The organism is Bradyrhizobium sp. SZCCHNGR1005 (assembly GCF_032489995.1).
Taxonomy (GTDB): Bacteria; Pseudomonadota; Alphaproteobacteria; order Rhizobiales; family Xanthobacteraceae; genus Bradyrhizobium.
In genome coordinates this window covers 117868-142909 of record NZ_JAUEZC010000008.1, presented here as the reverse complement: position 1 = coordinate 142909, position 25042 = coordinate 117868, and the positions used below count along the sequence as shown (strand labels likewise).

At 62.2% G+C, this 25042-nt stretch carries 23 protein-coding genes; 8 read left to right on the top strand and 15 right to left on the bottom strand.

Annotation, left to right across the window (positions count from 1 at the left end; all coding sequences use genetic code 11):
• Positions 1-18: 18 nt before the first annotated feature.
• From QXZ85_RS27760 to QXZ85_RS27745, 4 genes are read right to left on the bottom strand one after another with little or no spacing between them, the layout of a single operon-like run.
• Positions 19-1197 carry an acyl-CoA dehydrogenase family protein gene (locus tag QXZ85_RS27760; protein WP_315705184.1) on the bottom strand — a complete coding sequence of 393 codons (1179 nt, stop codon included), beginning with the start codon at positions 1195-1197 and terminating at the stop codon, positions 19-21.
• A complete protein-coding gene (locus tag QXZ85_RS27755) occupies positions 1191-1988 on the bottom strand; it encodes an ABC transporter ATP-binding protein (RefSeq protein ID WP_315768117.1) in 798 nt (265 codons plus the stop codon). The genes QXZ85_RS27760 and QXZ85_RS27755 overlap by 7 nt, the downstream gene beginning before the upstream one ends.
• Positions 1982-2998, bottom strand: a complete 1017-nt coding sequence (locus QXZ85_RS27750; RefSeq protein ID WP_315705182.1) for an ABC transporter permease — start codon at positions 2996-2998, stop codon at positions 1982-1984. Before QXZ85_RS27750 ends, QXZ85_RS27755 begins: the two co-directional genes overlap by 7 nt.
• Entirely contained in the window at positions 2976-4073 is a 1098-nt protein-coding gene (locus tag QXZ85_RS27745) for an ABC transporter substrate-binding protein (RefSeq protein ID WP_315705181.1), read from the bottom strand. The genes QXZ85_RS27750 and QXZ85_RS27745 overlap by 23 nt, the downstream gene beginning before the upstream one ends.
• Positions 4074-4538: 465 nt before the next feature.
• Between QXZ85_RS27745 and QXZ85_RS27740 the strand changes: the two genes are divergently transcribed.
• Positions 4539-5525, top strand: a complete 987-nt coding sequence (locus tag QXZ85_RS27740) for an ABC transporter substrate-binding protein (RefSeq protein WP_315768118.1) — start codon at positions 4539-4541, stop codon at positions 5523-5525.
• Here the strand turns inward: QXZ85_RS27740 and dusA are convergent.
• On the bottom strand, positions 5522-6520 hold the full coding sequence (gene dusA / locus QXZ85_RS27735) for a tRNA dihydrouridine(20/20a) synthase DusA (protein ID WP_409998218.1): 999 nt from the start codon (positions 6518-6520) through the stop codon (positions 5522-5524). The genes QXZ85_RS27740 and dusA overlap by 4 nt on opposite strands.
• A gap of 274 nt (positions 6521-6794) precedes the next feature.
• Positions 6795-7124 (bottom strand): hypothetical protein, encoded by a 330-nt coding sequence (locus QXZ85_RS27730; protein WP_315741342.1) that lies wholly within the window; start codon positions 7122-7124, stop codon positions 6795-6797.
• A gap of 730 nt (positions 7125-7854) precedes the next feature.
• On the opposite strand from QXZ85_RS27730, the gene QXZ85_RS27725 reads away from it, so the two are divergent.
• From QXZ85_RS27725 to QXZ85_RS27715, 3 genes are all read left to right on the top strand, one after another.
• Positions 7855-8280, top strand: a complete 426-nt coding sequence (locus tag QXZ85_RS27725) for a DUF2267 domain-containing protein (RefSeq protein WP_315705178.1) — start codon at positions 7855-7857, stop codon at positions 8278-8280.
• An 18-nt stretch (positions 8281-8298) separates the two neighbouring features.
• Entirely contained in the window at positions 8299-8964 is a 666-nt protein-coding gene (locus tag QXZ85_RS27720) for a dienelactone hydrolase family protein (RefSeq protein WP_315705177.1), read from the top strand.
• Positions 8965-9279: 315 nt separating this feature from the next.
• Positions 9280-9618 carry a hypothetical protein gene (locus QXZ85_RS27715; RefSeq protein WP_315705176.1) on the top strand — a complete coding sequence of 113 codons (339 nt, stop codon included), beginning with the start codon at positions 9280-9282 and terminating at the stop codon, positions 9616-9618.
• A 375-nt stretch (positions 9619-9993) separates the two neighbouring features.
• Here the strand turns inward: QXZ85_RS27715 and QXZ85_RS27710 are convergent, their stop codons facing one another.
• From QXZ85_RS27710 to QXZ85_RS27700, 3 genes are all read right to left on the bottom strand, one after another.
• Entirely contained in the window at positions 9994-10947 is a 954-nt protein-coding gene (locus QXZ85_RS27710; RefSeq protein WP_315705175.1) for an alpha/beta fold hydrolase, read from the bottom strand.
• Positions 10948-11195: 248 nt separating this feature from the next.
• The gene (locus QXZ85_RS27705; RefSeq protein ID WP_316184821.1) at positions 11196-12545 is read right to left on the bottom strand and encodes a nicotinate phosphoribosyltransferase; all 1350 of its coding nucleotides are present in this window, start codon (positions 12543-12545) and stop codon (positions 11196-11198) included.
• A 23-nt stretch (positions 12546-12568) separates the two neighbouring features.
• The gene (locus QXZ85_RS27700; RefSeq protein WP_315705173.1) at positions 12569-13240 is read right to left on the bottom strand and encodes a phosphoribosyltransferase; all 672 of its coding nucleotides are present in this window, start codon (positions 13238-13240) and stop codon (positions 12569-12571) included.
• Positions 13241-13425: 185 nt separating this feature from the next.
• Here QXZ85_RS27700 and QXZ85_RS27695 point away from each other — a divergent pair, with 185 nt between their 5' ends.
• Positions 13426-14439, top strand: coding sequence for a hypothetical protein (locus tag QXZ85_RS27695; RefSeq protein ID WP_315761942.1), 1014 nt, complete (start codon positions 13426-13428; stop codon positions 14437-14439).
• On the opposite strand, the gene QXZ85_RS27690 is transcribed toward QXZ85_RS27695, so the two are convergent.
• Both QXZ85_RS27690 and QXZ85_RS27685 read right to left on the bottom strand, forming a co-directional pair.
• Positions 14440-15468 (bottom strand): ribose-phosphate diphosphokinase, encoded by a 1029-nt coding sequence (locus QXZ85_RS27690; protein WP_315705171.1) that lies wholly within the window; start codon positions 15466-15468, stop codon positions 14440-14442.
• 15 nt (positions 15469-15483) lie between these two features.
• Complete coding sequence (locus tag QXZ85_RS27685) at positions 15484-16047, bottom strand: HPF/RaiA family ribosome-associated protein (RefSeq protein ID WP_315705170.1); 564 nt, start codon at positions 16045-16047, stop codon at positions 15484-15486.
• 124 nt (positions 16048-16171) lie between these two features.
• On the opposite strand from QXZ85_RS27685, the gene QXZ85_RS27680 reads away from it, so the two are divergent.
• Positions 16172-16612 (top strand): universal stress protein, encoded by a 441-nt coding sequence (locus QXZ85_RS27680; RefSeq protein ID WP_315705169.1) that lies wholly within the window; start codon positions 16172-16174, stop codon positions 16610-16612.
• A 130-nt stretch (positions 16613-16742) separates the two neighbouring features.
• On the opposite strand, the gene QXZ85_RS27675 is transcribed toward QXZ85_RS27680, so the two are convergent.
• Both QXZ85_RS27675 and polX read right to left on the bottom strand, forming a co-directional pair.
• Complete coding sequence (locus QXZ85_RS27675) at positions 16743-17195, bottom strand: host attachment protein (RefSeq protein ID WP_315728627.1); 453 nt, start codon at positions 17193-17195, stop codon at positions 16743-16745.
• 44 nt (positions 17196-17239) lie between these two features.
• The gene (gene polX / locus QXZ85_RS27670) at positions 17240-18931 is read right to left on the bottom strand and encodes a DNA polymerase/3'-5' exonuclease PolX (RefSeq protein WP_316224518.1); all 1692 of its coding nucleotides are present in this window, start codon (positions 18929-18931) and stop codon (positions 17240-17242) included.
• Between the two features lie 206 nt (positions 18932-19137).
• On the opposite strand from polX, the gene QXZ85_RS27665 reads away from it, so the two are divergent.
• Positions 19138-21969 (top strand): AMP-binding protein, encoded by a 2832-nt coding sequence (locus QXZ85_RS27665; protein WP_316175264.1) that lies wholly within the window; start codon positions 19138-19140, stop codon positions 21967-21969.
• 12 nt (positions 21970-21981) lie between these two features.
• On the top strand, positions 21982-22431 hold the full coding sequence (locus QXZ85_RS27660) for a YbhB/YbcL family Raf kinase inhibitor-like protein (RefSeq protein WP_315768123.1): 450 nt from the start codon (positions 21982-21984) through the stop codon (positions 22429-22431).
• A 65-nt stretch (positions 22432-22496) separates the two neighbouring features.
• Here the strand turns inward: QXZ85_RS27660 and QXZ85_RS27655 are convergent, their stop codons facing one another.
• Positions 22497-23258, bottom strand: a complete 762-nt coding sequence (locus QXZ85_RS27655) for an SDR family NAD(P)-dependent oxidoreductase (protein ID WP_316175266.1) — start codon at positions 23256-23258, stop codon at positions 22497-22499.
• 39 nt (positions 23259-23297) lie between these two features.
• A complete protein-coding gene (locus QXZ85_RS27650; protein WP_315768127.1) occupies positions 23298-25037 on the bottom strand; it encodes a nitrilase-related carbon-nitrogen hydrolase in 1740 nt (579 codons plus the stop codon).
• Positions 25038-25042: the final 5 nt, after the last annotated feature.

Sequence of the window (25042 nt, the reverse complement as noted above, 5' to 3'; positions counted from 1 at the left end):
CTTTCCTTTTTGAAAAATTCAGAGACCGAGCGCCAGGCGGCCGGCGGCAATGCGCGTCGCATCGTCCTGCGGCGTATGCACCCGGCCGCACAGCACGTCGCGATAATGCCGCTCCAGCGGATTGGTCCGGCTGAGACCGTGATTGCTCGATAGCGACAGCGCATCCTCCACCGCCGTCACGGCGTTGTTGGTGACGGTGAGCTTGATGATGTTGGACTCGGCAGCGCTCGGAACGATGCCTTCGTCGAACTCCCGCGCGGCGCCGTCGATCAGCCGCGCATTGACCTGCAGCTTCGCCTCGATGCCGCCAAGAATTTCTTGCGCACGGGGCAAGGTCGAGAGCGGCGCACCAAGACTCGACGGGCTCCGCGCCTTCAGGAACCCGACGATCCAATCCCGCGCGGCACGCGCGATACCGTCATAGATCGCACCGACAAAGATGCCGTGCACCAGTGCCTGAGTCGGATCCTGTACGCGCCAAGCTTCCGGCTTGCGTAGCGCGATCTCGTAGTCGAGCGGGATCACCACATCATCGAAGATCACGTCGTGGCTGCCGCTCGCCCTGAGGCCAAGATGGTCCCAGGTCTCGACGATGCGCGTGCCCGGCAGCCCCGCCGGCACCAGGAACAGGCCGAGCCGCGGCTCGGCCTCGTCGGTCCTGGCCCAGACCGAGTACCATTTCAGGATCGGCGCGCCGGTCGAATAGATTTTGTGCCCGGTCAATCGCCAGCCGGTCTCGGTGCGTCGGGCGACGGTCTCAGGAAGCCCGCCGCGCGAAGGCGATCCGAGCGCCGGCTCGACCCGCAACGTATTGATCAGCCCGCCGGCCTCCACCGACTCCTGCGCAAGCTTGCGCGCCAGCCGTGGCGGGTATTCGTTGCTCCGGGCCATCACGAAATGCTGAATGTAATGCATGGCCAGGATCAGCGCGGTGGATGGATCGGCCTGAGCCACGACGCCGAGCACACGGGACGTCATTCGCGCACCGGCGCCGTGACCGCCGAACGCCGCGGGCACGGTCAGGGACAACAGTCCGGCGTCGAACAAATCCTGGAAGCTCTCGGATGCAACGTTGCCATCGCGGTCGTGCACCACCGCACGCTGGGCAAAGAGCGACGCGAGCTTCTGCGCGCGCGCAATCAGTTCGTCCTCGCCCGCCTTGGGCTGCACCGCCGTCCGTTCGATCGCCGCTACCATGTCGCCTCCAAACCGAGCAGACCGAGAATCCGGCGGCGCAGATCGGCAAGGTAAGGATCGCCGCGATGGCGCGGATAGGGCCGCGCCACCGCGATATCGGCCTTGACCCGCGCGGGACGGTCGCTCAGCACCACGACGCGGTTGGCGAGCACCAACGCCTCCTCGACATCATGGGTGACGAGCAAGGTCGTAAATCCCTTGCGCTGCCACAGCGCCACGAGCTCCGCCTGCATCGCGATCCGCGTCAGCGAATCGAGCTTGCCGAGCGGCTCGTCGAGCACCAGCACCTTGGGATCGTTGACCAGCGCCCGCGCCAGCGCGACGCGCTGCGCCATGCCGCCGGACAGCTGATGCGGATAGGCGTTGCGGAAGCCAGAGAGGCTAACGAGATCGAGCGCGGCATCGACACGATGCCGCAGCGTCTTCAGGATGCCCTGCGCTTCCAGCCCGAGCGCCACATTGTCCCAGACCGAGCGCCAGGGAAACAGCGTCGGATCCTGGAACACGACGACGCGAGACGGATGCGGCCCTTTGATCCGAATCTCGTCCTCGCGCAACACGCCACTGCGCGGCGCCTCCAGGCCTGCGATCAGCCGCAGCAACGTCGACTTGCCGCAGCCAGATGGGCCGAGCAGCGCGACGAATTCTCCGGGCTCTACGATCAGACTTACGTCGTCAAGCACCTGGAGCTCGGTGCCATCGATGTCGAAGGCATGATCGACATGCTCGATGTCGATCGAGGCGCCGACCGCCGGATAGGCGATCGGCTCGACAATCGTTTGCGCTACCATTTGACGACGCCCTTCTGCCAGATAAGAACGCGATCGCGCACCCTGAACAGCAGCGTGATCGCGCCCGAGCACAAGAGGGACATCACCAGCAGCGCGGCGTACATGTTAGCATAAGCGGCCCAGCCCTGTGCCCATTGCAGGTACCAGCCGAGGCCTGCTTTGACGCCGATCATCTCGGCAACCACGAGCACGGCAAAGGACGCGCCGAGCCCCATGAACAGTCCGACGAAGACATGCGGCAGCGCGGCGGGAATGGCGACCTTCAGCACCAGGAATGAGGGCTTGGCGCCGAGGGTGCGGGCTACGTCGTAATAGGCCGAGCTGACGCTCGCCACGCCTGACCAGGTGAGCACAGTCACCGGGAAACCGGTCGCCAGTGCGATCAGGAAGGTCGAGGCGCTCCAGCTCGAGGGGAAGGTGAAAAAGGCGATCGGCAGCCAGGCGGTCGCTGGCAACGGGCCGATGAAGCGCAGCACCGGATGAACCCAGTAACCGATGCTGGTCGACCAGCCGATCGCCACACCGGTGATGAACCCGAGCGCAGCACCGATGATGTAGCCCCCGAGTTGCAGCTTGATAGAGGCGAAAACGCTGTCGGCGAGCTTGGGCAGATCGTCGGTATAGACCTCGACGATCGCCTGCGGCGGCGGGAAGAACGGCAACGGCAGGAGGGCGAATTTGGCGGTCGCAAGCTCCCAGACCGACAGGACCAAGCCGAGCACAATCAGCCACGGCGCGCGCCGGCGCAATCCATCCCCTGCGCGGCCGAGATGATGGCCACCTAACGTCCCTGTCAGAACCAGCATTGCGACGACGAAGGCCGCGATCGCGACCTCCTGCGTCCGCGACCAGTCGCCGAGATCCTCCCGGATCAGGCAGGAGATACCGAATGCAGCCCAGGCGAGCGCGGCGGCGAGCCCGGGCAGCGCCCCGCGAAGCCGTTCGACGAGCGCACTGCCCCGCGACAGCTCACTGGCTGCCGCGACGTCAGACAGAGAAAATGTCGACATAAATGCGCTCCGCGAACCTATTCGTGTCGGTGCTCGGCTTGAAAACCGACACCACCTTCAGATCGTCGGCGTAGGCCTTGAGCTCCTGCTTCAGCGCAGCCCCGGTCGGATGATGATGGTGGGTGTGGTAGCGGACCATCCCCTCGATATCCTCGAGGCTGGCGTTCTTCGGCGCATAAGGCTGGAACGACTTCGCTGCCACGCTCGGATTTTGCGATGTGAACATCGCTGCATCGAGCAGCGCCTGGGTGAGCGCTCGCCCGACCTGCGGCTCCTCGCGCACCAGGCTGCCGCGCAAGCCGACGATGCAGCAGACGCGCTCGCGATATTCACCATCGAGGTTAGAGGCGACCTCCTTGTAAGCGGGGTCCTTCAGCCAGAGATAAGCCAGCGGATCGGAGGCCAGGAACGCCTGCGCCTCGCCCTTGTCGGCGGCGAGGTTGACGACGGCGCCGGGATAGACTCGCCAGTCGACATCCTTCACCGGATCGACGCCGAGCCGCGACAGCTGGATCGAGAAGAAGTTCTTGTCGGGGCCGGCGAGATCGCCGACCGCAACGGCCTTGCCCTTCAGGTCTGCGAGCTTGGTGATGCCGGAATCAGCGCGCGCCAGCACGCGCATGCAGCCGCCATGGGTTCCTGCGGCAATCTTCACGTCGAACCCCTGCTCCAACGGCTTCAGCCAGCGCAGCGCCATGCCGAGCCCGGCGTCGCTCTTGCCGGTCGCAATGGCTTCAAGGAGCTGGTCCGTCGAGCCGCTGTAATTGACCAGCTCGACATCGAGGTTCTGCTTGCGGAAGAAGCCCTGGTCGATCGCGACCGGCAGCGGCGTCAGGCAGACCGCGCCCGCATTCCAGGACAGCCGCAGCTTGCGTGGCGCGCCTGTCAGCGGCGGCGCGTCGGAGCCGGTCTTGCAGATCGGGAACTCCGAGAAGTCGATCTGCGGCGGCGCGCGCAATGACAGAGCCTGCGCGCCCAAGCCCCCGAGCGGCGCCAGCAACGCAGCAGCACCGCCGGCCCGGAGCAACCGGCGCCGGTCCCATCTTGTCTGATCAAGCTTTGCTTCGTCGCTCATCCCACCCCCTGCATTGCAAAACTCCGCCGTCTGCGCGGACGCACAACGCCCGCACACTCAGCCATCAACGGAGCGCGTCAAATGGTTCGCCGAACAAATGCGGCTCTTGCACCGCGAAAAGATGAACTGATGATGCGGAGATGGCTGATCGTCGTCAATGAAATGGATTTTCGAATGTCGCGCGCGGGCAAACGAATATCTCCACGCGCACCAATATCGACAGTGAAAGGATTTTGTAGACATCGTCGTGTCAGACACCCGCAAGACCACGACGTTTGTCGTCGATCTCGTCCACGAACAAGCACGAGACCATCATGTTTCATGCACGTCACGATCAACGACACGAACGTTATCTGCCATCCGCTCAATTCAGTCAGGCATTTCATTGACGGCACAGCGCACGATCTTAGACTCGATGTTGCGCACTCGCGATCTGCACTGACATAGAAAATCCGGGGACCAGGAATGAAGAGGTCGAACTCCCATCGGCATGGCCAATGGCATCGCCGGCTACTTGTTGCAGCGTTGCTCGGCTCAGCCTTGCTCCTGTCGGAAACGCTAATCGCCAAAGCCGCCGAGCAGGTCGTCCTTCGTGTCGGCGATCAGAAAGGCGGCAATCGCTCGCTGCTCGAGATCTCCGGCCTCGCCGACAACCTGCCTTATCGAATCGAATGGTCGGAATTTCCGGCGGCGGCCCCCATTCTCGAAGCCTTGAACGCTGGCGCGCTCGATGTCGGCTACACCGGCGACCTCTCATTCCTCACGGTCTATGCCGGCGGCGCGCCGATCAAGGCGATCGGTGGCACACGATCGGATGCAAAGACGCAAGCGATCCTGGTGCGGCAGGATTCGCCGATCAAGTCGGCCGGCGATTTGAAGGGCAAGCGGCTGGCCGGCACCCGCGGCGGCTGGGGCCAATTCCTGATCGATGCCACCCTGGAGAAAGCAGGATACAAGCTCGACGATGCCACCTTCGCTCCGCTCGGCCCGGTCGACGCCAAGGTCGCGCTGCTCGCCGGCTCGGTCGACGCTTGGGCCGTATGGGAGCCCTATGTCTCCTATGCGGTGCTCAAGGACAAGGCGCGGGTGATCGCCGATGGCGACGGGCTGACGCCCACGATCACTTTCATCGTCGCGTCGGAGGCGGCAATCGTGGCCAAGCGCGCCGCCGTCCAGGATTTCGTCAACCGCCTCAACAAGGCGCGATTGTGGTCGCTCGACCATATCGCGGAGTATGCCAGAAACACGGCCGAGCTGACCAAACTGCCCGAGGATGTGGTGCAGTCAGCCTATCAAGCTCAGCACACCTCACCCATTGCGATCGACGACGGTGTGGTCAACGAGGTACAGGCTGCCTCGGACCGCGCCACCCGCTACGGCATCCTCACAAAGCATCTCGAGGTCAGCAGGGCGGTCGACCGGAGCTTCACCGCCGCGATCAGGTCGAATTAAGCGTAAGCCGCAACCGACGCGGCGCGCTCCTCGACCATGGCGACCGCGTCGCGCAGCACGGCGATGCCGGCCTCCGGCCTGACGCCGTACTCGGCGAGATGGCGGCGAAAGGCACGCGCGCCCGGCACGGCGTGGTAAGCACCGACAAGGTGGCGGGTGATCGCGTGCAGGCGCGTGCCGCCGGCGAGTTCACGTGCGATATAGGGCTCGAGCGCAGCCAAGGCATCCTTCATGCTCGCATGCGGCGGCGCTTCGCCGAAGAGTTCGGGATCGACGGCCAATAGCCGCCACGGCTCCTGATAGGCCGCCCGCCCCAGCATCACGCCGTCGACGTGAGCGAGATGCTGCTTCGCGGCCTCGATGCTCGGAACGCCGCCATTGATGATGATCGGTACCTGCGGCAGCGCAGCCTTCAGCCGATACACGCGATCATAATCGAGCGGCGGAACGTCGCGGTTCTCCTTCGGCGACAGGCCATTGAGCCAGGCCTTGCGCGCATGCACGATCAACGCATCGGCCCCGGCCGCGACGACGGCCCGAGCCAACACATCCAGCGCCACTTCGGGATCCTGGTCGTCGATACCGATCCGGCATTTTAACGTGACCGGAATCCTCACCGCGCCCTTCATCGCCGCTACACAGGCGGCGACGAGCCCAGGCTCGGCCATCAGACAGGCACCGAAACGACCATCCTTCACCCGATCAGACGGACAGCCCACATTCAGATTGACCTCGTCATAACCGAAATCCTCCCCGATCCTCGCCGACGTCGCGAGGTCGCCAGGCTCCGAGCCGCCGAGCTGCAGCGCAACCGGATGCTCGCTTTTATCGAAACCAAGCAGCCGCTTCCGGTCGCCGTGGATGACCGCGCCCGTCGTGACCATCTCGGTGTAGAGCAGCGCCCGGCGCGACAAGAGCCGATGGAAAACGCGGCAGTGCCGGTCCGTCCAATCCATCATGGGGGCCACGGAGAACTTATAATGCTGCAACTTCAATAGCTTACTCTGTTTTTCCAATGGACTGGATCAGGCCTCCGCGCGCTCGGTTTGCGTCCCAAACCAGCCAGAATTTCACGCGCTTGTACCGCATTTGATCCCTCGCTGCACACGTTGCGCATGCGAAAATCGGAACGGAGTGCCGTGCAAATACCGATCTGCGAAGCAGGCCACGATGCATCATCCGACGTGCCGGCTGCTGCCGCGCGAGATCGCCATAGCCTTCAGCAATTGCCCCAATCGTGTTTGACCGGTTGACGGGAGAGCAATGCCCCTACCGCGCAGGCGGATTGGTGTTGCTCCAGGTGGGCACCGCGTTGGTCACGCCAACCGACGGCCAATAGTAGGAGCCAACTGAAGGAGCCGTGACAGTTCCGACGGAAGTTCCGGATGTTCCATAGGTCCTGGGTGGGACCGTCGGCGATCCGGACGTCCCATAGGATTGGGTCAACGACGGCACGTATTGCGTACGTAAAACCGGACTCGGACTGACCACCCGGTGTGCGTGCGCGTGTCGCGTCATTGGCCGGACTCGATCGCGCCCTGCCGCAAACGTGGGAATACACAAGACGAGCAAGATACCACATACCAAAGGACCACGCATGCGACCGCTCCAAATGAGTTGCGCCCGTTTACGAGGGAGGCTTCTCTGCTGATCGCTGGTATCTGGCGACGAAAGCCGATCAGCAATCGGAAGCCCGCGTGGTGATTTGCTGCCCGGCAAGGCGACCCGCGGTGCCAATCGTGCCCGGCACCGGCGCAGGCTCGAAACTCCGTCCTTCCACGAGAGGGATCGTTGGCGTCCTTGCCGCGCCGCAAGCACTCACGCTGTACACCGAGCCCGCCGTCTACCTCTACCTCGAGCACCTGCAGAACTGACCGCACGGCAGCGCGACGACAATCGGGCGATCACGCACGATCTCCATAGCCGGCAAAATGGGCGTGCCCGGCTCAAATCCAGCCATTAGCGATACCAACAATGACCGCGACGGCAGACACGATGATGGGGATAGATCCAGTGCGGACCCCAGCATGACCGATACCAGTGGTAGCCGGTCTCGCCCAGCCGATAGCAGCCGGCCTGGGCGCTACTGGGCGCCACAGCCGCGACCGAGAGGACCATCGCAGCGGCAGTAAGCAACGCGAACTTGCGCATCTCATCCTCCAACGAAGGCAGATATCGCACGCAATATTGCCGACGAGAGGACAGCCATCCTTGCGCGAGATCAACCTCTGCTGCACCGACGTCGCATGAATTCGGTTTGATGCAGCTCAAGCTGGACTCGACGGATGCATGCAAGACGTGAGCTTCCTTCACCTCAAAGGAGCTCGTCATGAGTGTCACAGGGGTCACCGCTCTGGACCATACGATTCAAGAGGCGAACGTTTGGCTCAAAGGTCTGGAGGAAGAGCTCAGGCTCGACAATCGCCAGCAAGCGTATAGTGCGTTGCGAGCGGTGCTGCATATCCTGCGCGACCGCTTGCCTCCGGAGGTCGCAATCAAGCTGGGAGCTCAGCTGCCGATCCTGGTACGCGGCATCTACTACGAAAACTGGCACGTCGCGGGCACTCCCACCAAGGAGCGTCATGTCGATGATTTCGTCGAACACGTGGCTGCGCAACTGCCGCAGCAATTTCCCGCCCATCCACTGATGGTCGCGCGCGGCGTGTTCGAACTGCTCTGGCAGAAGCTCGATCCGGGCGAATTCGAAAAAGCAATGCACCATCTGCCCGAACAGATCAGGGCTCTCAAGGCCTAGCCCCGGCACTTGCTTACGATGACCGGGTCGATCAGATCATCCGATCTCACCATCCTGCCGTTGGGCCTGGCTGGTACCCTGAACGTACCGAAGAGCCCCGCGGGACTGATCGTCTTCGTCCATGGCAGCGGGTCAAGCCACCTCTCGCCGCGTAACGTCGCGGTTGCCAAAGCCCTGAACTCACGCGGCTTCGCCACCCTGCTGTTCGACCTGCTCACCCCGGAGGAGGAGGCCAACCGCGCCAACACATTCGACATCGCTCTGCTCGCCGAGCGGCTGATCGAGGTTCTGCATTGGCTTGACGAGCAGCCTCTCCCGGTTACCGGCCTCATGACCGGCCTATTCGGCGCCAGCACCGGCGCCGCAGCCGCGCTCGTTGCTGCGGCGCGTGATCCGGAACGGGTCAAGGCGGTGGTCTCTCGCGGTGGACGGCCGGACCTCGCTGGCGATGCACTGTCCCAGGTACTTGCGCCGACCCTCCTCATCGTCGGTGGCGCCGACGTCGGGGTCATCGAGTTGAACGAAGATGTACTCCAACGTCTGCGCGCGCCGAAGGCGCTGGAGATCGTTCCGGGCGCAACGCATCTCTTTCCTGAACCCGGAGCCATGGACACCGTGATCGAATACGCCGCGCACTGGTTCGAGCGATATCTCGCCATGCCGTCCCACACTCACGCAGGCTAAACCTCATGAGTGGACGGCAGCGGCGCCCTTAACCTTTCGGCTCGGCCCGCGCAGGCCCCCAGTGAACGTCATGTTTTGTGCATCGCGGCACATTTAACCATGCCTGCTGCCACATCGGCGTGTGTCACGCTTACGTGGCTATGTCCATATTGCAAGATCGGCCGCCCTGCAATATAGATTCAAGCATAGGTTGTTTTTCGGCCTTCGCTGTTGGGTTTCGTCGCTATAGACCGTTCAAGAAAGGCTACTGTTCTCTGCTCTTCTTAGGTGATCCAAACGGTACTTCTTGCCCACTCCAGGGTATCGGAGGGCGTCATGAGTGATTTCGTGGTCAAAGCCAATATCGATCACTACCTTGACTTACTCGATAACCACAATATTGCGCACGAGACGAGAAGCATTGTCACCAAGCTGTTGATCTTCGAAGAGGACAAGCTCAGCTACGATCTGGAGCAGCTCGAATTCGCGGAAAGCCGAGCGGCCAGCGGACGCGAAAGGGTGAGCCATGTCCGTCGGATACGAGACGCCCTTGCCGTCGGTACGGCCGAACACGGCCAGGCGGACGCGCTGCTGATAAACTTCGAGAATCGGCAAACCCTGCTGGAGGATCTTTGTCATCGCTTACGCAACAGCGCAAAGCAGCGGAGCATCTAAAGCTGCGCTTGCGGGCCGCGACAATCGGCGCCAGCACCATTGATTTCCGTCAATGTGTGACCTTGCCGTCCCTTTTCTAATGCACCGTCTCGCAAAGGGGGTGAACATGGCGGACTTCGCAATTACTCTTGTCCAGGCGCGCAGACGCAATATTGAGCGCTATAGCAGGTTGCTCCAGACATCCTTGACGGATGTCGAGCGCGCCTACATCGAGAGGCGACTATTGGAAGAGAGAGCCGCTCTCCGATCCGTCGATCTGCCATACACGAATGCGGCAACATCATCGCAGCGTTCCGAATGCTGATTGCGCACGGGCGACGCATCGTGGCTGCCTAGACAGCCAATTCAGCGTGCTGCAGATCACGCGGATACCGCCTACAACGACCTCCCGTCCATGCTCCGAAGCCAATCGGCGATGCGCGCCCAGAACACGCCAATCGTTTCGCGGCCCATGAAAAGGCCGAGATGACTGGATGGCGCGACGGCGGTCTCGATCTCTGCGTCGGGCGTCCCCAGCAACGACGCGGTCGCCAGAGCCTGCTCGGCCGGCACGACCTCGTCATTGGCGCCAGCGAGCAGGAAGACCGGCACACTCACCCGGTTCAGTTGGACCGCGTGCCCGAGTGCAACGAACTCTCCGGCCGCAAGCCGGTTCTCCCTGAAGATCCAGTTCACTGTTTGGAGAAAGAACGTACCGGGTAAATCGAGCGTCTGCCTTTGCCAACGATCGAACCGCTCGACGAATTGACGGTCACTGAGAATGTCCGGTGACAACGTTCTCTGCAAAGCGGTCGTCGGATCCGGAGAGGCCCCCCAGAACCGCCGCATCTGTTCGCCTCTTACCAAGCCGCTCGTACTGTCCACCAAGACTTTGAAGGCATCCGACGACATGGACGCCACTGCACGAGACAGCGCCGAGCCGACCGACATATCGACCGGAACGCCCGCGAGCACCAAGCAGCGTACCTTACTCGGAAAACGTGCCGCATAGATCAGCGAGAGCCACCCGCCCTGGCACAATCCGACGAGATCGACCGGATGGCCGATGTCATCCACTGCGACATTCAGATCAGAGAGGTAGCTGTCGATGGACCGCGAGCTCATGTCGGGAGATGCCGAGCGCCACTCCGCAAGGTAAAGACGAGCAACGCCGCCGTTCCGAAGCGCCTCGACGATACTATGCCCGGCAGCAAAATCCGCAATCGAAGCCCCATGAAGCGCGTAAGGAGCACAAATCAAAACAGGCGCGCCCGTGCGGGCGAGTGAAAAGTCCCGCAGCCGCAAATCGGCAATTTCAAGCGCGATCGTATTGGGCGTGGTCCACTGCAAGTCAGGCTCCGGCCTGCCCTCTCCAAGCTCACCACCTTGGAGCCACCACTGCCAGGCATCGATTGCGATCTTTGCCGCAAGAAAGGACCAGGAGAAGGGGTCATGCGGCCCCCCTCCTCCAGTCTCGCCCACCCGGCTCCCGTATCTCCCCTCTACCACGCCATCCTCACTGATCCGTGCAAACCGGCTTCGTCCTGGAAACTATCTCCCCCGCTGAGCTCGCCTCCGACCCGAACAGCGCTCGGCGGTCATGCCAGGAATTCCGCGAGCTTGATTCTTTCATCCGCGGCAACGGCAAGATGCTGAAGGCGTTCCGATATACACACCGGATAATTCGCGGCCAGCGCCGGCGTTCTCAGTTCCTGAGGCAATTGTCTCAGTTGCTGTTCGGCGCGGGCACGGCTCTCCTGGAGCGAGACGAGCGGACCGACACGACGTCCAGCCTGCATGACCTGCTGCACGAGGGTCTCGCCTTCTATGCAATCGTCTTCCGTCGACACCACGTCACCACACATGAAGCCGTCGCCATCGAAACATCGCCAGACCTGCTTGCGCCCGGGCCATGTCGCCTTCCCCATCGAGCGCTTACGGCGCGGCAGGCCGGCATATTCCTGGAGCTTGTAGGCGCAATCGAGCCCAGGAACGTCCGATGAGGTCGTCAGGTTGGTGCCGATGCCGATACCGTCAACCGGTGCTTGCTGGCGCGAGAAGCCCAGCAGGACCTCCTCGTCGATCCCGCCGCTTACAAAAATGCCGGTGTCCTTCAATCCGCCCGCGTCCAGAATGTGACGGACACTTCTTGCAAGTGCAGCCAGATCGCCGCTGTCGATTCGAACCGCGCGAATGGGAATTCCGAGCGCCGTGAGCCGGGGCGCCAACGCGACCACCTTGTGCGCAGCTGCTTCGGTATCATACGTATCTATCAGGAGCACCAAGTCGCGCGGCCGGGCGCGCGCAAACACCTCGAAGGCCTTCGCTTCGTCGTCGAACGATTGAATGAACGAATGCGCCATCGTGCCATAGGCGGGAACACCGAATGTCTTCTCAGCCAAAAGTGTAGCGGTGCCGGAAAATCCGGCGAGATAGCTCGCTCGCGCCGCCAGCAGCCCGGCCTCGGCACCATGGGCACGGCGGAGGCCGAAATCGACCAGCAGCTTGTCCGGAGCCAACAGCTTCAATCGGGCGGCCTTGGAGGCGATCAAGCTCTGAAAGTGCAGGATATTGACGAGACGCGTTTCAACAAGCTGGGCTTCCGGCAAAGGTGCGGTAACCCGGAGAATGGGCTCGTTCTCGAAGAACGCTGTTCCTTCCGGCATCGCATGAACATCGCCGCTGAAGCGAAACGTGGCGAGATAGTCCAGGAGCTGCTGATTGAACTTCCGGGACTGGGCGAGCCAGTTCAGCTCCTCGTCTGAGAATTTCAGATTTTCCAGGAACTGAAGTGCCTGTTCCAAACCCGCAGCAAGCAGAAAATGTCGCTCTCTCGGCAATTTACGTACGAAGAACTCGAAGACAGCCGCATCCGTCTGACCCGAGACCAAATAGGCCTCGATCATGCTCAACTGATAGAGATCCGTCAGCAATGCACTCCGCAGCACTTCGATCGCCCTGTCATTGCAAATCACGGGTTTGCCGATCGCTTTACGGGCTCTTTAGACCCGTACTGCTCTAGCAGTGCGATGACCTCCTCATCGCTGACCTGGTGAAAGTCGCGATAGAAATAGCCGATTGCCCCAAGCTCCACCGGCGTATCCAGACAGACGATGACATCGACCTCCGGTCGGAGCTTTTCAAGTGTCTCCAACGGAGCTACCGGAACCGCCAGAACGATCTCTTCCGGCCCCTGCTTCCGGACTGCCTTGATAGCCGCGTGGATGGTCGCGCCGGTGGCGATACCGTCGTCGATGACGATCGCCAACCTGCCCTTGATTTGCGCCCGATGCCGGCCCTTCAGATAGCGTTTGCTGCGGCGCTCGATCTCGGCCTGTTCGTCGCGGCAGACGGAATCGAACTCCGCCGCAGAAACCTGGCAAAGCTCGATCACATCGGCGTTGCGGACGACCGTTGCCTCCGCTCCCTCCGCGACAGCTCCCATGGCCAGTTCGGGCTGGGTCGGTACGCCGATCTTCCGCACGATCAGCAAATCGAGGGGAGCGTCGAGCAGCGCCGCCACCTCGGCAGCAACCGGAACGCCGCCCCTCGGCAATGCAAGGATCACCGGATCTCTATCCTTGTAATTGAGCAGCCTCCCGGCGAGTTGCCGGCCGGCATCCGTTCGGTTCTCAAACGACATGGCGCAATCTCCAGCTTTCAAAATCCTACCGACGCCCATTGCGCACATGGTTGATCCGCGTCAAGTTCACGACGGATCGCAATCGATCAAGGGCCACGGCATGCCGGGCGACAGCACGGACTATGACTAGCGACATAGACCAGAACGATATCGACCAAGACGATCCGGCCTCGCTCAGGCGCAAAGTGAGCTTTCTCAGCCGTCCCGAGGCCTATGTGCCGGCTCCGGAGAACGTCGTTGTCCGCGAAACTCATATGTCGTGGGTCTTCATGGCTGGCCACCGCGTCTACAAACTCAAGAAGCCGGTCCGCTTTCCCTATCTCGACTTCTCTACGCTCGAACGCCGCGCCGCGGCAGCGAATGCTGAAGTGACCCTCAATCGCAGGCTGGCGCCGGATGTCTACCTCGGGGTCGCGCCCCTCACGATCACCCCGCAAGGCTACACGATCGGCGCTAGCGGAACCGTGGTCGACTGGCTCGTTGTCATGCGCCGCCTGGACGAAAGCCAGACCCTCGAGGCTGCGCTTGGCCGCCGAGAAATCCCGCGAGCCCGGATTCGTCAGCTCGGGGAGATACTGACGTGCTTTTACTCGCGCGCACCACGCCTCCTGCTCGGCGCCGATAGCTATCTGTCCGGACTGAATAAGGCGATCCTGGCCGACCGCCGCCTTCTCCTGGGCGGCACGTTTGACCTGCGACCGGGCCAAATCCAACGGATCGTCAATATTCAGCACCGTTTCCTGCAGCAGCGCCGGCCGGTCCTGGCATCCCGAATCCATCGCCGGCTCATTCTTGACGGGCACGGCGATTTGAGACCTGAGCACATATGGCTCGGCGGCTCCTATCCCATCATCGACTGCCTGGAATTCAATGCGGCGCTGCGTGCCGGAGACGCCCTCGACGAATTCGCCTTCCTTCATCTTGAATGCGAACGGCTCGGAGGGGTCGCGGTCGGCGACACCCTACGGCGACAGTTGGCAGTCGTTCTGAACGACGATCCGGCTTCCGGACTGTTCCTATTCTATCGGATCGGACGTGCCATGTTGCGAGCTCGCCTGTCCATTGCGCATCTTGCCGACACCCATGTACGAACGCCGGACAAATGGCCAAGACTTGCGCAGACCTATCTGAAGCTCGTCGGCACCGATGTTATGGCGCTCGAACGATTATTGGATCGCGACGGATACCCGTTCCGCTGATCAGGCCTGGTAAGGCAGCAGATCATCCAGTCGCTCGTCCAGATGCAGCCGACCAATGACGGCCGCGAACAATGGCGCCGCCGAGACAACATCGAGCTTGGCTTGAACGGGTCCTGATGGCAACCTGAAGGGCGGAACCGAGTTCGTGATCACGATGCGATCGATCGCACCGTCCGAAAGCTTAGTCTCGGCCCCAGGCATGAATAGACCGTGGGCGACGCAGGCCACCACCTCGGCGGCACCGCGAGCCCGTGCCGCCTTGGCGGCGCGAACCAACGTTCCTCCCGTGCTGATCAGATCGTCAAAAACCACGCAGAACGCGTCTGCGACGTCGCCGGCGAACAGATCGCCAGCGACCTTTCCGGAGCTCCGATGCTTCTCGACGAAGGCCTTGCCGATCGGCTGCCCCAATGACCTCTCGAGGGTCTCGCGGAGCAGATCGGCCCGCTTGCCGCCGCCTAGATCGGGCGAGACCACGCAGATCGGCCGCACCCCGGCCATGTCCCTAACCTTCTCGGTGAGCAAGGGCACCGCACTCAACGCGACCGTGGGGCAGCGAAAGGCATTTTCGAACGCTGCTTGGTTATGAACCTCAAGCGTAACGACACGACCGACGCCAACCGCCTCGAACAGACTGGCAAGATACCGGATCGTCACGGGATCGTTGGTCTTGGTCCGGCGGTCCTTACGGGCGTAACACAGATAGGGAATAACTGCCGTCACGCGCGCCGCGCCCGCATCCCTGAGTGCACCGATGAAGAACAACAACCGGCACAGCTTGTCATTTGGGCTCTCTTGCGGTCCCCCATGCAAACTATGCACGACGTACACGTCGCAACCCGCGACATTGTCCAGTGGACGGATCTTGTGTTCACCGTCTTCGAAGCTGCGCTCCTCGGCCGTGGCAAGTCGGCAACCCAGCGCGTCGGCGATATCCTGACCGATTTCGACCGAGCCCCTCAGCGCGAACAGACGTAACCGGTCGCTGCCATTCAATGGCCGTCGGGACAAAGACGTGCCGTTGGCCACGTTGGGCTCCACCGGTCAGATCTTAAGGGCGTGCTTGCCGAGCACCCTGACCGAGCTCGCCTGCGGCCCCTTTTGGCCCTGCTCCTCGACATAGGTCACGCGCATCCCGACGGAAACCTCGGCGGTGCCGAGAACGCTATTGCGATGAAAGTACACTTCGTGCCCGTCGGCAGCTGCGAGGAAACCAAAACCGCCGTCCTTGTCGAAGCGTACCACCGTTCCGATCGGCTGCGCTTCGTGCTCCTTGACATCGCCACGCATGACGCGCGCCTGGTCCTGCAATTGGCGGCGGGCGCGATTGAATCCGTCGTCGACTGCAAATGTGAGGTCGGCGTAGCGCTCGTCCTGACTCGGCGTGCGTCCGACATTGACCTCGCGTCCATCCGGCAGCGCAAGCCGAATGTTGACGTGATATTGACCGCCGGTGCGGTGGTGCTCACCCGGCCCTTTTACCACGACGCGCCCCGAGGTCACGCGGCCGTAACGGCTTTCGAGTTCCGCGAGATGCTTTTCGATAGCCGCTTGCAGTTCGTTCGAAGCCTCAAATCCCTCGAACTCGATCCGAGCTGACGTTTGCATCGCAATTCTCCACCTCAGTTATGAGACATTTGAGCACGCCAACATCTGTTGACTTTGAGCGAAATCAACCTGCCGCTCGTGTCATCAAACAGACTGGACCGCCAATTGTTGCGCGGAGAGCATCATGCCTATCCGGATCAAGACCTTTATAGCGACAGTGGACGGGTCCGAGTCTGCCACGCGCGCGCTGGATGTTGCCATCGCCATGACGAAGGCTGCGTCCGGAACATTGTCCCTGCTGGCGGTCGCCGTTCCCCTGACGCAGGCAGAGCAGACCGCGTTCGAACGAGCCGAGGGCAACGTTGCGGATGCGTCCGACATGATGGCCCAACAGATTCTCAAGGCAGCCGAACACCGCCTGGATCTGGCCGGCCTTACAGCCGCAAGAACGCTGCTCAAATGGGGTGACCCGGCCGAGGCCATCCTGGATGCGATCGCAGATCTAGGACCGGACGCCATTGTCGTCGGGCGCAGAGGCCGCGGACGCCTTACCGGGCTACTGCTCGGCAGCGTATCTCAGAAGCTTGTCAGCCTCGCCCCCTGCGTTGTGGTCGTCGTGCCTTAGGACGGCGAACTTGACGCTTCCGATCAAGTTCTTCGTGCGCTCTATCGTTGGGAACGTCAAGCTAACGTCGCGCCAATTCATTCGCTTGCCAGCGCTCCTAGAATTCCGATCCGCGCTCCACGTCGGTCGTTCACTCCCCGAGAAGATGTTTCTCGATTTCGCCGACCGAATGCTTCGTCAGATCCTTGTGCAATTCAGCAATGATGCGCGCCTTGACGTCGTCGTGGAACGCGTCACGCAGATCGGCGAGCGCTCGTGGAGGCGCCACAACGATCAGTGCTTTCGCCTTTTGCGATCGGACCATCTGCTCCATCGCAGCCGCAACGTTGTGCACGAACCGATGCTCTTCAAGTTCATGCCAGTCCACCGCATCCACGGCGCTCCGATGCCCCGACTGATGCGCCTTGCTGACCCGTCCAGGCCGTTCGCTGCCCTGCTCGTGAGTCGGCCGGTTTTCATCCTCGAAGACCTTCTCAGCCTTCAAATTTGGGAATTTCTCGTCTCCCTCGTTGCGGAGGAATAATGCCTTTCGGCCGTCGCCAACAAAGATCAGCGCATCATGTGGGATCTTGAGTTTACTCACCTCTTCCTCCGTCTTGCTGCCGGTCCATCGTGGCAAGAAACCGGCTAGTGCCGTCGCTTCAGCAGCATGCGTAACTCGGCGATTGGACGCGTATTGATCACCTCCCCAGCCTCAAGCCACCCGCGGCGAGCCTGATCCACGCCAAAGCGCATATTGCCGAGGCCGCCAATGGCATGGGCGTCGGACGAAATCGCCAGCCTGACACCGTTCAGCTTCGCCGCATGGGCATGAATATCGTCAAGATCTAGGCGATCCGGATCTCCATTCAACTCCAGACAACAGCCATGTTCAGCCGCCGCGGCAATGATCTCTTCCATGTCTACCTCGTACGGCACTCGCTCATTGATCAGTCTGCCGGTCGGATGCGCGATCACAGATACGTAGGGATTGGTTATCGCCCGAATGATGCGCTCGGTCTGGGCCTTGCGGGAGAGATCGAATTTGTAGTGCACCGCAGCAACAATGAGGTCGAGACGCACGAGCACCTTATCCGGCAGATCCAGCTTCCCATCAGCCAGGATATCGACCTCCGCTCCCTTGAGCACGGTGAAGCCTGAGAGCTTTTCATTCACGCGATCGATCTCGTCGAGCTGCCGGGCAAGATGCGCGGAATCGAGACCGTGAGCAATCGTGACGTGCTTGCTGTGATCGGTGATCGCGATATAGGCGTAGCCGCGCGCCTTCGCAGCAATGGCCATCTCCTCGATCGACGCGGTTCCATCGCTCCAGCGCGAATGAACATGAAGATCGCCGCGAATATCACCAAGCGTGATCAATTTCGGCAGATCTCCTGTGGCCGCCAACGCAACCTCTCCGCGGTCCTCGCGCATTTCGGGTGGAACCATGGCCAGACCGAGCTTGCGATAGATTTCATTCTCCGTGGCGCTTGCAATCCGACGCCTATCGTCGAACAGCCCATATTCGTTGAGCTTCCAGCCATGGTCGTTGGCGAGGCCGCGCAACGCAATATTGTGCGCCTTCGATCCGGTAAAGTACATCAATGCCGCGCCATAGCTTGCTTTTGGGACCACCCTGAGATCGACCTGCAGGCCGGACCGGAGGATGATAGTCGTCCGCGTCGGACCGTGCGCGACCACATGAGCCACATTTTCATAGCGGACAAGTCGGTTGCCGACCGCCGCACCATTGCGCGCAATGGCGAGAACATCGAGGTCGCCCACCGTGTCGCGCCTGCGACGAAAGCTCCCGGCGACCACGGCCTCGGCGAGCCCCTTTGTTTTGCGGAGATAGGCGAGCAGCGCCTCCGCTTCGGCCTCAGCCTCCACCAGCTTGAAGCGCCTTTCGGCCGGGGGCTTCGCCAGCGCAGCGACCAGCTTCTGCTCGCTCTTGAGGCCAAATCCCTTCAGATCACGCAAGCGTCCCGATTGGATCACTCGCCGCAGATCGTCGAGCGTCCGCACTCCCAGGCTATCGTAGAGCAACTTGACGCGCTTGGGACCGAGACCCGGCAAAGCGGCAATCTCGCCGAGATCACCGGGCAACTCGCGCTTGAGTCGCTCGAGCACGTCGAATTTGTGCGTGGTCACAATAGCGGCGATCTTGCCGGCCAGGTCCTTGCCGATGCCGGGGAGTTCCGAGAGGTCTTCGCCCGCCTTCAGCAGCCCCGTGATGCTCTTCGGCAACCGCTCGATCACCCGCGCGGCATTACGATAGGCACGCGATCTGAATGGATTATCGCCCTTGATCTCGAGCAGCTCGGCGGTGTGGTCGAACATCTCGGCGATCTCGGCATTTTGGACCGGCATCGTCGTGTCTCCATCCCTCCGTCCAAGCCTAGCGACAAGCCGGAGCCAGACTTTGACGTAGATCAGGCCTGCCAGAGCCACCTTCGATGTCGCATCCGCCGGGAGCCAGAGGAGCCGACATCCTCCGGATTGATACGGGTCAACGCCAGGCCGCCTCGGCGGCTTAGAGAGACACCATGGATGACGCACTGGGACCATCTCAGCGGGAACATCTGATTTCGCTCGTGCGCGAGTTCGTCCGCGAGCTGCATCCGCAGCGCAGCCGATTTATCCAGATTACTCCCTCCAGCCGCATCGAGCGCGATCTCGGGATCGATAGTCTGGCGCGCATCGAGCTGGTGCTCCGCATCGAACGCGCGCTTCATCTGCATCTGCCGGCGCAAGCGGTCGGCGAAGCGGAAACGGTCGAGGATGTCATTCGCTGCGTCCAACGCGGCGGGCCGGCGGGTGATGTCGCCGCTCTCAAGGTCCTCACCACGACCGCGCTTCCGAGCGTCCCTGCACCGGATGAAGCCGTCACCTTGACGGCCGTTCTGGACTGGCATGCGGCCCGACATGCGGACCGGTTACATCTGACCGTCCTGCAGGACGAAACGGTCTCGCTGGGAACGCTGACCTACGGCGAGCTTGCAGCCCGCGCGCGTAGCGTCGCTTACGGACTGCTCGAGCGGGATATCTCTCCCGGAGACCGCGTGGCGCTGATGCTTCCGACCAGCGTCGATTTCTTCGTGGCGTTCTTCGGCATTCTCTATGCGGGTGCTATCCCGGTGCCGCTCTACCCGCCAATGCGTCTATCCCAGGTCGAAGACCATCTTCGTCGACAGACGACCATATTGCAGAATGCAGGAGCACGCGTGCTGATAGCCGTGCCGGAAGCCCTGCGTGTGGGGAATCTGCTTCGGGCCATGGCAGGCGATCTCGATCACGTTGTCAGCGTCGCCGATATCGAGTCTACTGTATCGGCGGCGCTCCCGCATGTGGACGATCCGGCTGCGGTCGCGCTGATTCAGTACACCTCGGGCAGCACCGGCGATCCAAAAGGCGTGGTCCTGTCACACGCCAATCTCCTGGCCAACATCCGCGCAATGGGAACCGTCATCGGCGCGAACTCATCCGACATCTTCGTCAGTTGGCTGCCGCTCTATCACGACATGGGCCTGATCGGCGCCTGGCTCGGATGCCTGCATTACGCCGCCCGGCTCTATGTCATGTCGCCGCTCAGCTTTTTGATCCGGCCACAAAGCTGGCTATGGGCGATGCATCGCTTTCGCGCGACGTTCTCGGCATCGCCCAATTTCGGCTTCGAGCTCTGCCTTACCAAGATCGCCGACCAGGAGCTTGAGGGCCTGGACCTCGGTTCGCTGCGCATGGTCGCCAACGGCGCCGAGCCGGTCAGCGTCCAAACCCTACGTAAGTTCACCGAACGGTTTGCCAAGTACGGCTTTCCTGCGAACGCGATGGCGCCAGTCTATGGATTGGCGGAATGTTCGGTCGGACTGGCTTTCCGGCCTGCGCGACGCCTTCCGCCGGTCGACCGCATCGACCGGGATCAGCTCAGCCTCCATGGTGTTGCGGTCCCTGCCAAGCCAGAAGATCCGCGACCGTTCGAACTCGTCGGCTGCGGCCAGCCGCTCCCCGGCCACGAAATCCGGATCGTCGATCAGGCCGGGCGAGAACTCGGCGACCGGCGGGAAGGACGCATCGAATTTCGCGGTCCATCCGCAACCAGCGGCTACTTCCACAATGAGGCAAAGACGCGTGAACTGGTCCGCGGCGACTGGCGCGACACGGGAGACCGCGGCTACATGGCCGATGGAGACATCTTCATCACCGGCCGCATCAAGGACATCATCATTCGGGCCGGCCGCCATCTCTATCCGCAGGAGATCGAGGAGGCCGTCGCAGCCTTGCCAGGTGCGCACAAAGGCGGGGTTGCAGTGTTTGGCGTTGCCGATCGCGCAACCGGGACCGAACGCGTAGTGGTTCTGCTCGAAACGCGAGAGTCCGATCCAGGCATGCGGGCCACTTTGCAGGCCCGCGCACATGAGATTGTCACCGATGTCGCGGGAACGCCGCCGGACGAGATCGTGCTTGCGCCTCCCCGCACGGTACCGAAGACCTCCAGCGGGAAAATCCGGCGAAGCGCCGCCAAGAAACTCTATCAGAGCGGCCATATCGGCCCAATCCAGCGGGTCCTCTGGTGGCAATTGCTCCGGCTCGCGTTCGCCGGCATCGGCCCGCAACTCCGGCGGGTGGCGCGCCGCATCTCCGAAACATCTTATGCGGCGTGGTGGTGCAGCGTACTAGGCTGTTCGGCCCTGGCCGGATGCCTGGCCGTCCTGGTGCTGCCGAGCGTATCCGCCCGTTGGTCGGCGCTTCGATGCATCGGCCGCGGCGCGCTCCGCACCATGGGCGTGCCACTCACGACTCTGGGCTTCGAAAAGATCCCCCGCCATGCAGCCGTGCTCGTGTTCAATCATTCGAGCTACATGGATGCCTTTGTGCTGGCCGCGACGCTACCGTCGGAACCCGCTATCGTCGCCAAGCGCGAATTGGCTCAACAAGTCATCGCCGGACTGATGTTGCGACGGCTCGCCATCCCGTTCGTGGAGCGCTACGATGTTGCAGGCAGCCTGACGGACACGGCGACGTTGACCGCTCTCGCACAACAAGGACGCATTCTGGTGTTCTTCCCCGAAGGCACCTTCACCCGGCGCGCGGGGCTTTCGGGCTTTTTCCTGGGCGCATTCAAGATCGCAGCCGAGCTCAACGTTCCGGTTCTGCCGGGCATCATCAAGGGCACGCGAACCATGCTGCGCAGCGATCAGTGGTTTCCGCGTCACAGCGCAATCAGCGTTGCGATCTGCGATCCGATAATGCCATCCGGCTCCGACTTTCAGGCCGTCATTCGTTTGAGGGACCAAGTGCGCCGCGTGATGCTCGCCCATGTCGGCGAGCCGGATCTGGACGAATTGGTGAAGCCGGAGGCGACTTCACTCGCAAGCTGATGGAGAGGCCGCATGAAACTCGCATCCAGCGCCTTCGCGGACGGATCGTCCTTGCCGCAACGCTTCACCTGCGACGGTGAAAATATCTCACCGCCTCTGCAATGGTCAGGCGTGCCGAGCACCGCACGCAGCCTGGTCCTGCTTTGCAGTGATCCGGATGCGCCGGCTGGAACGTGGCATCATTGGGCCGTCTACGATCTTCTGCCCGATCAGGCCGGGCTTGCCGAGGGGGCGGCCCAAGCCGGCAACCTGAAACAGGCGCTCAACGATTTCAAAACGATCGGGTATGGAGGTCCATGCCCTCCTCGGGGCCATGGAGTTCACCACTATCATTTCCAGCTCCTGGCTCTTTCGACCGACCACCTCAAGGTCCATCCAGGGACGTCTTGCCGGGAGGTCGCGCACAAGGCTCGCCAGTTCACGCTCGCCGAAGCGACCCTCATCGGCACTTATCGTCGGTGATGGGGACCGTCTGCCGACGCCCGATCAACATCACCGCGTTGCTGCCTCTCGCCCAGTGTCCACGCTCAGAACTGCACACCTCTCGTCAGAGCTCCGTCGACGACTAGGTTCGTGCCGGAAATGAAGCTCGCGACGGGGCTCGCCAAGAACACGACCGCATTGGCCATCTCCTGAGGTGTCCCCATCCGTCCGGTCGGGTTGAGCGCAAGCGCCGCCTTATAGAGATCGGGATTGCCATCCTTGATCGTGTTCCATACGCCGCCCTCGAAATAGGTGTTGCCCGGTGAAACCGTATTGGCACGGATGCCCTTGGCCGCCAGCTGATAAGCGAGCCCCTGAGTGTAGTGGATGATCGCAGCCTTGAATGTGCCGTAGGGACCCGCGGCGAAATCGATTTCCCGCCCCGACACGCTGGCAATCGTCACGATGGCCGCGTGCTTGCTCTTCTCGAGATACGGCATGGCGGCATCGACGAGCCGAACCGTCCCCATCATGTCCGTAGAAAATTCCTTGCTCCAGCTCTCGTCATCCTGACCGATGGCGAGCGCGCTCACATTGGCGACCACGATATCGATCCCGCCGAGCGCATCGGCCATTTCGTTGACCCAGGCTTTCAGCGCGGGTCCATCGGCGACGTCGACCGCCTTTCCGGCCGCCGTGACACCTGTTGCTTTCAGCGCGGCCACCGTCGCCTCGACATCTCCGGTGTTGCGAGCGCAGATACCAACATCGGCGCCTTCTGCCGCCAGCGTCTCAGCGATTGCCCGGCCGATCCCCTTGGTAGCACCCGTGATCAGAGCTTTCGCTCCTTTGAGCCCCATATCCATTGTCAGCTCCTCTGCTTCGTCATCAACCTCCGCTGGAGGTCATCGATTGCCGGCCTGTGTGCGGACGAGCCCACGATAGCTGTGGGGCATGCGCATCGCGACCAGATCCTTGCGCCTTACAACGTTGGTTGGATAGGCAGTGTCGAGGTTGCTGGTATCGATCTGCGCGGTCGCAATCGCCGCCCCATCCGATACAATTGCCTCACGGCGCGGGAATTCGAAGGTGTCGGGGCCGAAGATGCCGCTCAGTCCGGAGTAGCCGTGGGCCGGATCATGCACGTTTGCGAACGCAAAGAAGGTGTTGTTCTCTCCCGCCCTCACCCGAAAATGATGCCAATGCTGGGGGTCGGCTCCAGTTGGAATCGGTGCGGGCTGCGCGACCGTGGTGCCCGCGTGCGACGATGTGAACGCCCCCTGCACCGCCGCCGGACAAGCGATCAGATCGCAGCCGCGCAAAGCGAGCACCCGCCCTGCTTCAGGAAACAGCGCATCGTGGCCGATCAACAAGCCGATGCGCCCAATCGGGGTGTCAACGACGGTCCAACTGTCGCCCGCGGTAGCCCAGCTTCGATCGCCGCTCGCAAGGTGCGTCTTTCGATAGACCGAGACGGCTCCGTCGGGAGCGACGAGACAGGCGCTGTTGTAGCTCTCTTCGCCCACGCGCTCGGCTAGCCCGCAGACCAGATAGATGTCGAGTTCGCCAGCAAGCGCAACAAGCCGCTCCGTCACCGGCCCCGGGATCGGTTGCGCCGACCCGGCCGGGTCGGTGAGGCCCGTCGCCGCAAGTTCGGGGAATACCACGAGCTCGGCGCCGTCCACCTTCGCCTTGCGCGCGAGATCGGCAATGATGGACAAGTTCGTCGCGACCTCCGGTGTGGGCGCAAATTGCCCGACACTTACCCGCGAGCGCTTTCCAGCCGGCCATGGCTGATGACCGTAGAGCCCGAAGAAATCGCGGGGGTTCCAGCTGTAAGTATTGGTCAGCAGCTCCGGATAGAGCTCCGGCCGACGCTGCGCCAACACCGGCTCTCCGAGCACGCGTCTTGTCCGCGCAACTGCAAGATCGACCTCGGCAAAGGCGATTCCGTCCCCTTTGTCGATTGCGGCTGCGACGGCGCCATCGGGCGCAATGACGCAGCTTCCGCCGGAGAATTGCACCGTGCGCTCCAGCCCCCAGCGATTGCTCTCGATCACGTAGCAACTGTTCTCAAATGCGCGGCTGATCCAATACGGCGCCGGAGTGCGTTCGGCGAGCCAGTTCGAGATGTGACAGATGATATCCGCCCCGCCGAGCGCCATCAGCCGCGCAGTCTCGACAAAATGGATGTCCATGCAGATCAGGAGCGCGATGCGCCCGATCTCCGTCTCGAACACCTGATTGTGCAGGTCCCCGGCCGCCGCCCATTTCGGCTCGGAAATATAGGGATGCGTCTTGCGGTGCCGGCCGATGATGCCGTCGGGGCCGATCAGCACCGCGCTGTTGTAATAGATGTCGTCGTCATCGACCTCGGGCATGCCGATCACCACGTAGCAGCCGTGGCGGCGCGCCAAAGCGGCAAACCGGTGCGTGGTCGAGCCCGGGATCTTCTCCACGAACGCGGCGACCTCGGCGCGGTCGTACCAGCAATAGCCGGTCGTCCCCATCTCGGGCGTCACGATGAGCTTGGCGCCCGCAGCAGCCGCCTGTTCGCAAAGCTCGAGCAGGCGCGCGATGTTGCGCTCCTTCTCGCACAATGTCGGCTCGAACTGAACGGTGGCGACCTTGTATGTCGACGACATCCTGC